Here is a 14,479-nt window from a genome sequence, read left to right on the forward strand (position 1 = left end):
AGCCCTTGTTGATTATTTTTTTCTTTAAATGTACTGTCTTGTAATTCTGTGACTAAATTTTATATACTCTTTTGATGTTCAATTTTTGCGAAACAATCTTATGAAATGGCTTTTTTTTGGCGAAGATAGCGGTAATCCTAAAATTAGTGAACATTTAATGATCTACATACTTAGTCTACTCGATCCTACCTCACAGTTCAAGGCATCGCGGGTTAATCATAAATGGAAAGAGATGGTCGAATTAACTCAGAAATACATGAACTTATTGCCAACAATTCATCGCATTCCGCTGCTTTCAAAAGTGGGTCTGGATGTACTGAAATTAAAATTAATGTCAGGTGGAATGACAAATACTGTTTACAGGGTACAAATTGGTCATGATATGGCTAAGTTGCTTGCAAAAATTCCTGGGGTTAATCTGGAGCTCATTGAGCGTAAGAAATCTAAACGATGGGTACTACGAATTCCTGGAGAAGTATCCTCATTTTCAGTATCGCGTAAGGATGAAGCAGAGAATGCACGTAAAGCATCGGCTCTGGGCCTTAATGTACCCATAGAATACTTTGATCAAGAAGGATTACAGTTAACTGAATTTATAGAAGGTGTCCAGAGTTTAGATAAGAAAACATTACAACGAGTTGATATATTAAACATTCTAGCGCGTATGGCAAAGAAACTGCATACATCAGAGCGCTTTGACAATGACACCGCGGTTTTCGAGCGTAATGAACAGCTATTAGAGCGTCTAAAAAATAAAAATTTTGTTTTTCCTGAGAAAGTAGATTTTATCGCCGAACAGATGTTTGCTTTGAAGAAACTATTTTCTTCTTATCAGATTGAAATGAGGCCATGTCATAATGATTCAACACCTTTAAACTATATGATGACGGTTTTAGGATTAAAGAAGAAGGAAGAGGTGTTCTATCAAATTGATTGGGAGTATTCAAGTAATAACGATTTTATGTGGGATCTTGTTTATTTTGCAATCGAAGCAAAACTGAGCAAAGAGCAAGAGCTAGTTTATTTAAAAGCATATTTCGGAGCAGAACTTACAGACTCAGTACAGGCATGGTTTACTGCGTATAAACCAGTTGTAGAGTGGTGGATAACACTTTGGTCATGGACCCAATTGGCAAATGAAGCAAAATCTGTGAGTAAAGAAGAATACATAAAATTAGGCTCGGAACGTTTTGCAAAAACTTTAGAACATTTACAGAGCGAAGAATACCTGAGTGCTCTTGAGACGATTAATGCAGATAAATTAAAGCCTGCTTTTGATGGTCATAGACCTTTTACGATCTAGGTGGGGACGGTCCGGGACGGACCCCAGCAAGAAGTGTTCAGATTGTTTAAATTATTTTGACCATTTAAGGTGAACAGGGGGCCGTCCCGGACCGTCCCCATAGGGCCTTTCGCTGCACTCTGGCTACATTGATTTATGCCATGTTACTCAAAAATTCTTGTAAATGTTTTTTCTCTTGTTCCGTACTTAAATAAGTTTTTAGCAATTCCAATAAACGGTGATATTCATCATGTTGAAGCACTCCACGCATGAGTTCAAACCGTAAAAAAACACAATATGTATTGAGTACATCAGTTTCACAATAATCACGAATACTTTTTATTTGGCCTAATAAATACTGTTCCCACACTTTAGAACCGCTCATACCCATTTTTCCAGGGAATCCAAGCATGCTGGATATTTCATCAAGCGGAGCAAACGCTTTATTTTGATATCCCGCAATTACGTCCATGAGATCAAGATGTCTATAATGAAACCGACTTAAGTAGTTATTCCAACGAAAATTTTGTTGATTTTCCCCTATTTCCCAATAAGTAGGGGCTGTGATGCCATGTAACAAAGAACGATAATGTAAAACAGGTAGATCAAATCCACTGCCATTCCAGCTCACCAAAGTTGGGGTATGTTTATCAATTCCAGCAAAAAAACGGGTTATTAATTCTTTTTCATCAGAGGATTCATCACCTAAAGACCAAACTTTTATTTGTGAGCCATGACTCATAACCAAGGAAATTGCACAGATTTTCTGTAAATAATGAGGCAAAAAATCGTTACCTACTTTAGCACGACGCAATGCAAACATTGCTTCTGCTGTGTCCTTATCAGACAAACCGTGTAAATCATATAAATTACGGCCTGTTTCAATATCGGGAATTGTTTCTATATCGAATACAAGAATTGTCATCGCTTTAACTTAATTTATCCTAAATGAACCCACATCTTAGCATGGCGTAGGGGGAGGGAAACAGGCCTGGTTTATTTTTTAAGAATAAGAGGTTATCTTGAGTTCATCATGACTATAATTCAAGCGTAGATTGTAGTTATCAAATTTGTTAAGATGTGCCTTTTTAATGTTTGGTTGCTCATGGACGCTTTATTACACATGTTTAAGAAGTTACGAATAGCCCTTTTTTTATTATTTGCTGTAGTGCTTACTGCTTGTGTTAGCCATCCTCCTGCGGATGTAAATAATCTTTGTAATATATTTAGACAGTACCCCAAATGGTATAGAGACGCTAAGGATGTTGAGCGTCGATGGAGAGTTCCTATTCCGGTGCAAATGGCTATTATCCATCAAGAATCAAAATTTAATGCGCGAGCACGACCACCACGTCAGAAGCTTTTTTGTATTATCCCGTGGAAAAGACCTTCATCAGCTTATGGATATACCCAAGCTCTGCATGGAACCTGGAATCACTATAAACAAAGTTGTGGCGGCTGGTTTGCTTCACGTGATGATTTTGGTGATGGTGTTGATTTTATTGGTTGGTACGCAAATGAAGCTTATAAAAGAGCAAGAGTCCCTCGTACAGATGCTTATTCACTTTATTTGGCCTATCATGAAGGTATAGGTGGTTATCTGCGTAAAACATATTTGAGAAAATCATGGTTAATCCCTGTTGCTCGCAAAGTAAAAGCACGTTCGCAACTTTATGCAATGCAACTTAATTCATGTAAAAAACTTTAGAATCGAGTTCTTGATTCTAATGTTTTCCTGAATTTATGAAGCAGAAATTTAGAGTACATTTGAATTTATATGGTTTAATAAGTAATAATATACTCTGTAATTAAAATTGATACAGATCACTAAGGAGTTTTTAATGCGATTAATGCTTTTGGGTGGGCCGGGTGCAGGAAAAGGAACCCAGGCTTTGCGTTTGATTGAACGTTATCAAATTCCGCAAATCTCCACAGGTGATATGCTACGCGCTGCTATTGCACAAGGAACTCCTTTGGGATTGAGTGCCAAAAAAATTATGGAAACGGGAGGGCTGGTATCCGATGATATTATTATTGGATTAGTCAAAGAACGATTAAAAAAGAGTGATTGCGCCAAGGGTTTTCTATTTGATGGTTTTCCTAGAACAATTGTACAGGCAGATGCCTTGAAGCAAGCGGGAATTTATTTAGACCATGTCATTGAAATTGATGTTGATGATGAAGAAATCATTAAGCGCATTAGTGGAAGACGGATTCATCAACCTTCAGGACGTGTTTATCACATCCAAAATCATCCTCCAAAACGTGCTGGCATAGATGATGTTACAGGTGAGGCTTTAATTCAACGTGAAGATGATAAGGAAGAAACTGTAAGAAAACGTTTGGAAGTTTATCGTAGTCAGACAGCCCCTTTAATTCATTACTATAAGTCTTGGGCAGAGAGTAGCGCTCATGGTGCTCCTGAATTTCATAGTATTTGTGGCACTGGAGATGTGGATGATGTATTTCAAAAAATTGTTAATTCAATAGAAGCTAAGGAAGAAATATGACTAGCCTCACTACAACCGGTTCTGAATTCCAATCTTTAATTGATGAAAATGAAATTGTATTCATTGATTTTTGGGCAGACTGGTGTGCTCCATGTAAACAATTTTCTAAGGTTTATGAGCAAGTAGCTGAACAGTTTCCAAATATAAAATTTGCAAAAGTAAATATTGAAGCAGAACAACAATTGTCTGATTTCTTTGAAATACGCTCAATTCCTCATCTGATGGTGTTCAAAGAAGGAATTGTTATTTATTCAAATGCTGGCAGTATGCCAGCTTCAACCCTCAAGGAATTGGTAGAACAAGCCGTGGCAGTTGATGTCAGTGCAATAAAAGCGGAACTTCAGCAGAAGGATAAGAACTGATCTTTGACAAATAATTCGCCAGTTCTTTCTTGCCTGCTTCATCTATGATGAGATCGAGCTTTGTTCGCCGCTTGAGTATGTCATCACAATTTTGTGCCCATTCTTCCAAAATCAAATAATCTACTTCAACTTGATAAAGATAGGTACAGTATTTTTTTCCCAAGGACTCTGTACTATTACAGGAAGAAAGGAAAAGTTCCATGCGACTTCCATAAGTATTCAAATAACGATTAAGTAAGTCTGTATCCATCCATTTATATTTTTTGTGGGCATAATGTACGTATTGCTCAAAATTCATTTGTTCAAAAAAAGACCCTGGTAACGGAGTTGACGCTGTAATTGAATGTCCCATTTGTGGAAATGTTTGAAGGAGTTGGTTTATGACTTCTTCGGCTAATCTTCGGTAGGTGGTAATTTTTCCACCATAAATCGTAACACTTGGTGCAGGTTTAAGGTGAACCTCATATGCATAATCACGACTTAACGCTTTAGCTTCTTTGTTTTCATCAGCGAGTAAGGCTCTAACACCACTCCAAGTATAGATAATATCTTTTTCTGATATCTTGCTGTTAAAGTAAACATTAACCAAATCAATCAAATAATGAATTTCTTCGTCACTTATGCACGCATTATCCGAGTTACCAGTGAGTGGAATATCAGTAGTACCTATCATACTAAATCCATGGTAGGGAATAACAAAAATGACACGATTGTCCTGATGTTGTAATAAATATGCGTGATTACCCTCATACATTTTGGGCACAATAATGTGGCTTCCCTTTATCAAACTGATTTTTTGTCGATCTGGAATTTGAGTGAGTTGCTCTACCGATTTAACCCAAGGACCAGCTGCATTAATTACTGATTTGGCATGAAGTACATAGCTTGGGCCTACTTTAGGTTGTATTGTTAATTGCCATAAATTATTTACAACTTCAATATGAATTACTGCAGAGTGTGTTCTAATGCTTGCCCCATGATTTTTTGCCTGGATTGCATTAACAATGGTTAAGCGAGCATCGTCAGTTACAGCATCATAAAATAGAAAACCCATATCTAATTTATTAATTAAAGGATCAAAATATTCTATTTTGTTTTTTCTATAAATTGTTTTGCATTTGGGCAAGCGATTTTTGCTGCTTAAATGATCATAAATAAAGAGTCCTAAACGTAAAAACCAAGCGGGACGCATATGTTCTTCATAAGGTAGAACTAAGGCTTGAGGATGTACTAAATGTGGTGCTAAATCTAAAAGTCGTTGTCTTTCGGAAATTGCTTTTTTAACCATTCCAAATTCATAATTTTCTAAATATCTAAACCCACCATGAATTAGTTTTGTGCTGCTTGAGGAGGTTTTAGAGGCTAAATCATCTTGTTCCAAGAGTACTACAGATAATCCTCTTAGTGCTGCATCTGCAGCACAACCACAGCCATTGATGCCGCCACCGATAATTGCAACATCAAAAACCGAATTCATATTTTGGTCTCCAAAAAAAAAGTATACACTTACAATATACACATAATAGTTGGGACAAGGAACTCTGCAACAATGAATTATTTACTTGCAATAGATCAAGGAACGAGCAGTACACGCGCTATGATATACACTGTTCAAGGCGAATTAGTTACCTCCAGTCAATATCCTCTGACTCAACATTATCCTCAAACAGGTTGGGTCGAACATGATCCGGAAGAAATATGGCAAAAAACTCTAGCAGCTATGCGGGATGTTGTGTCTCGAGTTCCTGTAGAGCAAATAGTGTCTTGTGGTCTAACAAACCAAAGAGAGACAACAGTAATCTGGAATAAAAAAACAGGTGCTTGTCTGGCACCTGCTATTGTATGGCAAGATCGCAGAACAGCTGAATATTGCAAGACATTGGTGGTTAATGAACCCATGATTCAAGAGAAAACCGGCTTAATTCCGGATCCATATTTTTCTGCGACTAAATTAAAATGGCTTTTAGAAAATAATCCTGAAGCTAAAGAATTAGCAAATAAAGGTGATTTAGCGTTTGGTACTATTGATAGTTTTCTTATCTGGCGCTTAACTACCGAACATTTACATTTAACTGATGTGACAAATGCATCAAGAACCATGCTTTTTAATATTATGAAAGAGCGATGGGATTGGGATTTACTCGATTATTTTAAAATTCCTGAATCCGTTTTGCCAAAAGTTTGTGCGAGTGACAGTCATTTTGGTCTGATTGACAAACAGTGGTTAGGTGTTGAACTTCCAATTACTGGAGTTGCTGGCGATCAGCAAGCTGCATTAATTGGTCAGGGCTGTTTCCACATAGGAATGATAAAAGCAACTTTTGGTACTGGTGCATTTTTATTACTCAATACAGGAAATAAACCTGTTTTATCACAACATAAACTTTTAACAACAGTCGCATATAAGATTCAAGGTCAAACAGTTTATGGACTAGAGGGTAGTATTTATCATGCGGGTACCACTGTAAAGTGGTTACGTGACTCGATGAAGCTTATTAAACATGCTGATGAGACTGAAACTTTAGCAAATTCATTAAAAGGAAATGAGGGGGTCTACTTGGTTTCAGCCTTTACGGGTTTAGGAGCGCCACATTGGTTATCACTACCCGGAGCATCTATGATTGGTTTAAGCTTGTCTAGCAACAGAGCTCATTTTGCCAGAGCCGCGTTAGAAGGGGTTTGTTATCAAACACGCGAAGTATGTTTTTGTATGAGAGAAGACAGTCAATTGGATTTGTCTCTTTTGCGTGTTGATGGTGGGATGGCTGTTAATCGGTGGTTTTTGCAATTTTTGGCAGATCAATGCCAATTACAAATACAAAAGCCTAAAGATATCGAGACTACTGCTAAGGGAGCGGCAATATTGGCAGCTTTAGGAGCCGGTGTTTTTAATTCTTTAGATGAGTTGCATGCTATCTGGGATATGGAACAAGCATTTAATCCCCAAAGATCTTTAGAACAGGTAGAAATGGATTATCGTGGTTGGAGGCAGGCATTGCAAAAAGTAAAGGGGCAGTTTTAAGGTTTATAAATTAAAGCCTGGATGAAGGCAAGCCACCTATCATCCAGGATTAGTTTTTAAGGTACATCTCTTGTTTTCTCACCAGTATAAAGTTGGCGTGGTCTACCAATTCTTGATTTAGTGGCAACCATTTCCATCCAATGACTCATCCAACCAACTGTACGGGCTAAAGCGAAAATTACTGTAAACATATTGGTTGGAATTCCAAGAGCGCTTAAAGTAAGACCCGAATAAAAATCAACATTGGGATAAAGCTTTTTCTCAACAAAGTAATCATCTTCAAGAGCAATACGTTCTAGTTCCATAGCAAGTTTGAACAGTGGCTCATCTTTTGCACCTACAGCTTCTAATACATCATAACATGTTTGACGCATTACTTTCGCTCTGGGATCATAACTTTTGTAAACCCGATGCCCAAATCCCATTAATCGGAATGGATCATCTTTATCTTTTGCTCGCTTAATGTAATGTTGAATGCGATCAACGCTTCCAATTTCTTTGAGCATGTTAAGGCAGGCTTCATTCGCACCACCATGCGCAGGTCCCCATAATGCACCGATTCCGGCAGAAATACATGCAAAAGGATTCGCTCCTGTTGAGCCAGCGAGACGCACTGTAGACGTAGAAGCATTTTGTTCATGATCTGCGTGCAGAATAAATATAGTATCCATAGCGCGGACTAAAACAGGATCAGGTGTGGATTCTTCGGAGGGAACGCTAAACATCATATGCAAGAAGTTTTCAGCATAAGACATTTTATTTTGTGGGTAAATATAAGGTAATCCTATCGAGTATTTATAACTCATAGCTGCAAAGGTAGGCATTTTAGCAACCATGCGAATTGCAGAAATAAAGCGATCCTCTGCATTATTTAAATCCATGGTGTCATGATAGAAGGCAGATAGTGCGCCAACCATTCCCACCATAATTGCCATAGGATGTGCATCTCGACGGAAACCATTTAAAAATTGATACATTTGTTGATGGACCATCGTATGATTATTAATTAAGCCAACAAATTTTTTCTTTTCTTCAGCGTTTGGTAATTCGCCGTTGAGTAAAAGGTAGCTTACATCAAGAAAATCTTTTTTCTCAGCTAATTGCTCAATAGGGTATCCTCTATAGAGCAATATGCCTTTATCGCCATCTATATAAGTGATTTTAGATTCACAGGAGGCAGTTGATAAATAACCTTGATCAAAGGTAAAGACGCCACGCGCCCCCAGTTTTGTGATATCAATCACGTCGTTCCCTAAGGTAGGCGTATATACTGGTAATTCAAGCGGTTCTTGGCCTTCAAGGCTAAGTTTAGCTGTTTTATTGGTCATTGCATCTCCTGGTAAAGGATTCAAATTGTTTGTGCGTCGCACTATATACAAAATGAGCACTTACAGTCAATTTTATTATGGTTTAGAATTTCAAAGAATAACAGTAAAAAAGAATAAATTTGTTAGGTTCACAGAGGGCAGTTAGCTTTCGCTTATATTTAATTGTTTCTCTCTAGGAAATACGGTGTTTCTGTGATTTTTCCAGGCCACATTTTAGGATAGATGATTTAATTAAATCCGTCTGTGTGGTATTCTTTATTATTAAAATTTATCGTCAAGGATACGTCCAAACCATGGTTTATCTAGCTAAAGAAGTCTTGCCAGTTAATATTGAGGATGAATTAAAACAATCCTATCTTGATTATGCGATGAGTGTCATTGTAGGCAGGGCTTTGCCTGATGTTCGTGATGGACTGAAGCCCGTTCACCGGCGTGTGCTTTATGCAATGAGTGAATTAGGTAATGATTGGAATAAACCCTACAAAAAATCGGCGCGTGTTGTGGGGGATGTGATCGGTAAATATCACCCTCATGGTGATACAGCAGTTTATGATACTATAGTTCGTATGGCACAGCCTTTTTCGATGCGGTATCTTTTAGTTGACGGCCAGGGTAACTTTGGTTCCGTAGATGGTGATGCTCCTGCAGCAATGCGATATACCGAAGTACGAATGTCTAAAGTGGCTCATGCTTTATTAGCTGATCTGGAAAAGGAAACTGTTGATTTTAGCCCTAACTATGATGAAACCGAATTCGCTCCCGTAGTTTTGCCTTCACGGGTTCCTAATCTGTTGGTTAATGGTTCTTCAGGTATTGCTGTAGGGATGGCGACTAATATTCCCCCACATAACCTTACCGAAGTTATTAATGCGTGTATTGCCTTAGTCGATGATCCTGAGCTAAGTCTAGATGACATTATGGAGATTATTCCTGGTCCTGATTTTCCAACAGCGGCAATTATTAATGGAAGAGCTGGAATTATTCAAGGCTATCGTACAGGGAAAGGACGCGCCATTATTCGTGCAAGAACGGAGATAGAAACTGATGAAGATTCAGGACGTCAGGCCATTATTATTACGGAACTTCCTTATCAAGTGAATAAAGCCCGTTTGGTTGAACGTATTGCAGAATTGGTTCGTGATAAAAAGATTGAGGGTATTTCGGGTCTTAGAGATGAATCTGATAAACAAGGTATGCGCGTTGTTATCGAACTCAAGCGAAATGAAGTGGCTGATGTCATCTTAAATAACTTATATGCACACACGCAAATGCAAAATGTTTTTGGAATCAATATGGTTGCCTTAGTTGATGGCCAACCACGCACATTGAACTTGAAACAAATTCTTGAATATTTTATTAAACACCGACGTGAAGTAGTAACGCGAAGAACTTTGTTTGATCTGAAAAAAGCGCGCAGCCGTGCTCATTTATTAGAAGGTTTGGGCATTGCATTAGCTAATATTGATGAAATGATTGCTTTGATTAAACAATCACCCACTCCGCAAGATGCAAAAGAAGCCTTACTTGCTAAATTATGGCAACCAGGCATGGTCAAGACGATGCTGGAGCGGGCTGGCTCAGATGCATCACGCCCTGATGATTTGGCAGCAGATTTTGGTTTGGGTACTAATGGATATAAATTATCAGAGGCTCAAGCCCAAGCTATTTTAGAATTAAGACTTCATCGTTTAACTGCACTGGAACAAGATAAGATTTTAGGTGAGTTTGAGGAATTGTTGCAGTTGATTCGCGAATTATTGGAAATATTGGCTTCTCCAGAACGGCTTATGCAAGTGATACGTGATGAGTTTCTTGAGATTAAAACTCAATTTGGTGACGAGCGTCGTACTGAAATTACTGCATCACAAGAAGATTTAACCATTGAAGATTTAATTACCGAAGAGGATGTAGTAGTTACTCTATCACATCAAGGTTATGTAAAATATCAGCCTATTAGTGCATATCAGGCTCAGCGTCGAGGTGGAAAGGGTAAATCTGCAACAAATGTTAAAGATGAGGATTTTGTTTCACGTCTAGTTATTGCAAGTACCCATGATACATTACTTTGTTTCTCTAATCATGGGAAACTCTATTGGTTAAAAGCTTATGAATTGCCGTTAGCCAGTCGCATTTCTCGTGGTCGTCCAATTATTAATATTTTACCACTCGCTGAAGGTGAAGAAATCAATGCGATGTTGCCAGTTAGAGAATATCAAGATGGCTATTATGTATTTATGGCTACCAAAAAAGGTACAGTTAAGAAAGTACCTTTAAATGCCTTTAGCAGACCCAGATCAAATGGAATTATTGCTGTGGATCTCGATGAAGATGACAGTTTGGTCGGTGTTGATATCACTGATGGCAGCAAAGATATTATGTTATTTACTGATGCCGGAAAAGTAGTTCGTTTTGTTGAAACCAAAGTTCGCCCCATGGGACGTACCGCCCGTGGTGTACGAGGTATTCGTATAGAGGACGGTCAAGCAGTAATTTCCTTAGTGGTGGTTCACTCAGATGGAACCATATTAACCGCAACAGAAAATGGATACGGTAAGCGTACAGCAATTGAAGAATATCGTGTTTCTGGACGAGGTGGGCAGGGGGTGATTTCCATCCAGGTAAGCGAGCGTAATGGTAAAGTGGTTCGCTCAGTCCAAGTTACTGATGCAGATGAAGCCATGCTCATAACAGATAAAGGCACCTTAGTACGTTTTAGGATAAATGAATTGTCTGTGATTGGCCGAAACACACAAGGGGTTCGATTAATTAATGTCAGCCCAGGTGAAAAAGTAGTGGGAATGCAGAAAATTGAAGATCTGGGTGACGATTCCAATGAGTCCGATAATGTAACTGAAATTGAAGAAAGTGGCGATGACAACTCGAGTATATAATTTTGGTGCTGGTCCATCAATGCTTCCTGAGAGTATCCTTAAAGAAGCTCAGGAAGAATTTCTTAGTTGGCAAAATCTAGGTGTTTCAGTGCTTGAAGTTGGACATCGTAGTCCTGAATTTTTGGCACTTTTGAATCATGCAGAGCAGTCCTTAAGAGAATTACTCTTTATACCTCCCAATTACCATGTGTTATTTTTGGGAGGCGCAGCCCGTACCCAATTTGCTATGATTCCAATGAATTTTTTGTATCCTGAGGAGCAAGCCGGATATCTTATTAGCGGGATATGGTCGCATATGGCTTTTTCTGAAGCTCAGCACTTAAAAAAAGTATATTGCATCGCCAGTGGTGAAGAAAGTGGTTATAAAACAATCCCTGCCCCCCAAAACTGGGAAATAAAAGAAGATACATCCTATGTGTATTACACACCTAATGAAACCGTCAATGGTGTTCGTTTCCCTTATGTTCCTAAAACCAAAGGAATTACATTAATTGCTGACATGACATCTGCTCTGCTTACTGAACCTATAGATGTCAAAAATTACGGTTTAATTTTTGCTGGTGCCCAAAAAAATATAGCAAATGCGGGGCTAACAATAGTTATTGTTAGGGATGATTTATTGGAGCGAGTACCGACTCCTCATGTCCCCACCATGTTAAATTATAAGATTCAGGCAGAACATCACTCACTTTATGCAACTTCGCCAGTGTTCAATTGTTATTTGGCTGATAAGATGTTTGATTGGATAAAAAAACAAGGTGGTGTTGAAGAAATATATCGTCTTAACTGTCAAAAGGCGGCCAAATTATATCAATATCTGGATAGCACAGATTTTTATACTACGAATATAGATCCTGAAGTGCGCTCCATTGTTAACATATGTTTCTCACTTAAAAATGATAAGTTAGAGGATGAATTCCTTCGTTTAGCACAATTACGGGGTTTATATGCTTTAAAGGGACATCGATTTGTGGGGGGAATTCGCGCCAGTCTTTATAATGCAATGCCAATGGCTGGAGTTGATGCGCTCATTGAGTTTATGTCTGAATTTGCAAAGGAAAATAGTCGTTGAAAATACATAATTTCATAAGTAAACCTGTCCGGGCAATCAAAGGTGAAATCACTGTGCCTGGGGATAAATCGATTTCACATCGTTCCATTATTTTTGGTTCTATAGCTAAAGGAACAACTATTATTAATGGATTTCTCGATGGTGATGATTGCATGGCGACCTTGAAAGCATTTCAAGCTATGGGTGTTACAATAGAGGGGCCTGATGAGCAACAAGTTGTAATCTATGGCGTTGGAAAGCATGGATTAAAGAAACCGGAACATGTTATTGACTGTGGAAACTCTGGAACCAGCATGCGCTTATTAGCTGGATTATTAGCGGCACAATCTTTTGATAGTCAATTGACTGGTGATGAGAGCTTATTAAAGAGACCTATGTTACGGATCAGTAAGCCATTGACACAAATGGGTGCTGATATAACTACTGTGGATGGCAAACCTCCTATTACAATTAGAGGCGGAAAAGAGCTTAATGGCATTCATTATGTAATGCCTGAGGCAAGTGCTCAGGTAAAATCATGTATTTTATTGGCAGGACTTTATGCTCAAGGTGAGACGCGAATTACAGAAACTGGTGTGAGTCGTGATCATACAGAGCTGATGCTCAAATACTTCTCTTATCCGATACAGCACAAAGACAATACACTAATTATTAATTCAGCAAATGAATGTTTAGGTACTGAGATTTTTGTTCCTGGAGATATTTCATCAGCTGCTTTTTTCATTGTTGCTGCCACGATCATTCCTGGGTCTGAAGTGCTCATTCGTAATGTAGGCATTAATCCAACACGTACAGGGGTCATTCATATTTTACTGGAAATGGGTGGCAACATTACTCTTTTAAATCAGCGGCAACTGGGAGAAGAATGGGTTGCAGATTTACGAGTTAAATATGCACCATTGAAAGGAATTAACATTGGACCGAATATGGTCCCACTTGCAATTGATGAGTTTCCTGCTATTTTTATAGCCGCTGCATGTGCCCAAGGACAAACTACACTTCATGGAGCTAGCGAGTTACGTTTTAAAGAGAGCGATCGTATTGCGACAATGGTCGATGGCCTAAAAAAATTAGGCATTCAAGCAGAAGCATTAGATGATGGTGCAGTAATTGAGGGCGGCGTTATACATGGAGGGGTTGTTGAAAGTAGTGGTGACCATCGTATTGCCATGTCTTTTGCAATCGCTGGGGCTGTAGCTAGTGATCCTATTACTATAAAAAATTGTGTCAATGTGGCTACCTCATTTCCTTTGTTCGTAGAAACAGCAAGGGAACTTCAACTTCAAATAGAGGAAACAGTTGATAATGTACAATGACGCCGTACCTGTAATAACCCTAGATGGACCAAGTGGCACTGGAAAGGGAACTATATGTCAATTACTTGCAAAACAACTTAAATGGAATATGCTGGATAGTGGCGCAATTTATCGCGTCCTCGCCTATGCAGCAAGAAAAAACAAAATCGATTTTCATGATGTAGAAAAATTAACTGCCTTAGCACGCTCCCTAAATTTACGTTTTGAATCTTCAGATGATTACGGAACACGAACAATTTTGGACGATGAAGACATAAGCTCAGCAATTCGAAGCGAACAATGTGGGCAAGATGCATCTCAAATTGCTGCAATTCAAGAGGTAAGGCAAGCTTTGCTTGAGCGTCAACGTAATTTTGCTCAAACTCCTGGTTTGGTTACAGATGGTCGAGATATGGGCACAGTAGTCTTTCCAAAGGCAGTTTTAAAAATTTTTTTATATGCAAGTGAAGAAGAAAGAGCAAATAGACGATATTTGCAGTTGAAAGAAAAAGGAATTAATGTTAGCCTCGCGCAGGTTGTAGAAGAATTGGCTAAACGTGATGTTAGGGATACTGGTCGTGTGCATGCGCCATTAAAGCCTGCGGATGATGCAGTGCAAATTGATACAACCAGCTTATCCATTGTACAAGTGTTCAATATTGTATTAAAATTAATTAATGAGCGTTTGAACAATGCTTAAGTGTTTGTTAGGGGAAA

12 protein-coding genes are annotated in these 14,479 nt (G+C 38.5%); 9 read left to right on the forward strand and 3 right to left on the reverse strand.

The features are described 5' to 3' along the window. Positions 1-100 precede the first annotated feature (100 nt). Positions 101-1,303: a phosphotransferase family protein gene (locus Lstg_RS09875; protein ID WP_058477493.1), complete on the forward strand. Its 1,203-nt coding sequence runs from the start codon at positions 101-103 to the stop codon at positions 1,301-1,303. A gap of 133 nt (positions 1,304-1,436) precedes the next feature. On the opposite strand, the gene Lstg_RS09880 is transcribed toward Lstg_RS09875, so the two are convergent. Next, positions 1,437-2,207: a 3'-5' exonuclease gene (locus Lstg_RS09880; RefSeq protein WP_058477494.1), complete on the reverse strand. Its 771-nt coding sequence runs from the start codon at positions 2,205-2,207 to the stop codon at positions 1,437-1,439. A 180-nt stretch (positions 2,208-2,387) separates the two neighbouring features. Between Lstg_RS09880 and Lstg_RS09885 the strand changes: the two genes are divergently transcribed. From Lstg_RS09885 to Lstg_RS09895, 3 genes are all read left to right on the forward strand, one after another. Beyond that, positions 2,388-2,990 carry a transglycosylase SLT domain-containing protein gene (locus Lstg_RS09885; RefSeq protein WP_058477495.1) on the forward strand — a complete coding sequence of 201 codons (603 nt, stop codon included), beginning with the start codon at positions 2,388-2,390 and terminating at the stop codon, positions 2,988-2,990. Between the two features lie 133 nt (positions 2,991-3,123). Continuing rightward, positions 3,124-3,792 carry an adenylate kinase gene (adk, locus tag Lstg_RS09890; RefSeq protein WP_058477496.1) on the forward strand — a complete coding sequence of 223 codons (669 nt, stop codon included), beginning with the start codon at positions 3,124-3,126 and terminating at the stop codon, positions 3,790-3,792. Continuing rightward, the gene (locus tag Lstg_RS09895; protein ID WP_058477497.1) at positions 3,789-4,154 is read left to right on the forward strand and encodes a thioredoxin family protein; all 366 of its coding nucleotides are present in this window, start codon (positions 3,789-3,791) and stop codon (positions 4,152-4,154) included. Before adk ends, Lstg_RS09895 begins: the two co-directional genes overlap by 4 nt. Here the strand turns inward: Lstg_RS09895 and glpD are convergent. After that, the gene (gene glpD / locus Lstg_RS09900) at positions 4,111-5,631 is read right to left on the reverse strand and encodes a glycerol-3-phosphate dehydrogenase (RefSeq protein WP_058477498.1); all 1,521 of its coding nucleotides are present in this window, start codon (positions 5,629-5,631) and stop codon (positions 4,111-4,113) included. The two genes, Lstg_RS09895 and glpD, sit on opposite strands and share 44 nt — an antisense overlap. Positions 5,632-5,703: 72 nt before the next feature. Here glpD and glpK point away from each other — a divergent pair, with 72 nt between their 5' ends. Continuing rightward, positions 5,704-7,176, forward strand: coding sequence for a glycerol kinase GlpK (gene glpK / locus Lstg_RS09905; protein ID WP_058477499.1), 1,473 nt, complete (start codon positions 5,704-5,706; stop codon positions 7,174-7,176). Positions 7,177-7,232: 56 nt separating this feature from the next. Here the strand turns inward: glpK and gltA are convergent, their stop codons facing one another. After that, positions 7,233-8,504, reverse strand: a complete 1,272-nt coding sequence (gene gltA, locus Lstg_RS09910; RefSeq protein WP_058477500.1) for a citrate synthase — start codon at positions 8,502-8,504, stop codon at positions 7,233-7,235. Between the two features lie 293 nt (positions 8,505-8,797). Between gltA and gyrA the strand changes: the two genes are divergently transcribed. Genes gyrA through cmk form a run of 4 tightly spaced genes read left to right on the forward strand, consistent with a single transcriptional unit; the run spans position 8,798 to position 14,462 of the window. Further along, on the forward strand, positions 8,798-11,395 hold the full coding sequence (gene gyrA, locus Lstg_RS09915) for a DNA gyrase subunit A (protein ID WP_058477501.1): 2,598 nt from the start codon (positions 8,798-8,800) through the stop codon (positions 11,393-11,395). Then, positions 11,376-12,467 (forward strand): 3-phosphoserine/phosphohydroxythreonine transaminase, encoded by a 1,092-nt coding sequence (serC, locus tag Lstg_RS09920; protein WP_058477502.1) that lies wholly within the window; start codon positions 11,376-11,378, stop codon positions 12,465-12,467. The genes gyrA and serC overlap by 20 nt, the downstream gene beginning before the upstream one ends. Next, positions 12,464-13,783, forward strand: a complete 1,320-nt coding sequence (gene aroA, locus Lstg_RS09925; RefSeq protein ID WP_058477503.1) for a 3-phosphoshikimate 1-carboxyvinyltransferase — start codon at positions 12,464-12,466, stop codon at positions 13,781-13,783. Before serC ends, aroA begins: the two co-directional genes overlap by 4 nt. After that, a complete protein-coding gene (cmk, locus tag Lstg_RS09930; protein ID WP_058477504.1) occupies positions 13,773-14,462 on the forward strand; it encodes a (d)CMP kinase in 690 nt (229 codons plus the stop codon). The genes aroA and cmk overlap by 11 nt, the downstream gene beginning before the upstream one ends. Positions 14,463-14,479: the final 17 nt, after the last annotated feature.

The sequence above is a fragment of the Legionella steigerwaltii genome, assembly GCF_001468065.1.
Lineage (GTDB): Bacteria > Pseudomonadota > Gammaproteobacteria > Legionellales > Legionellaceae > Legionella > Legionella steigerwaltii.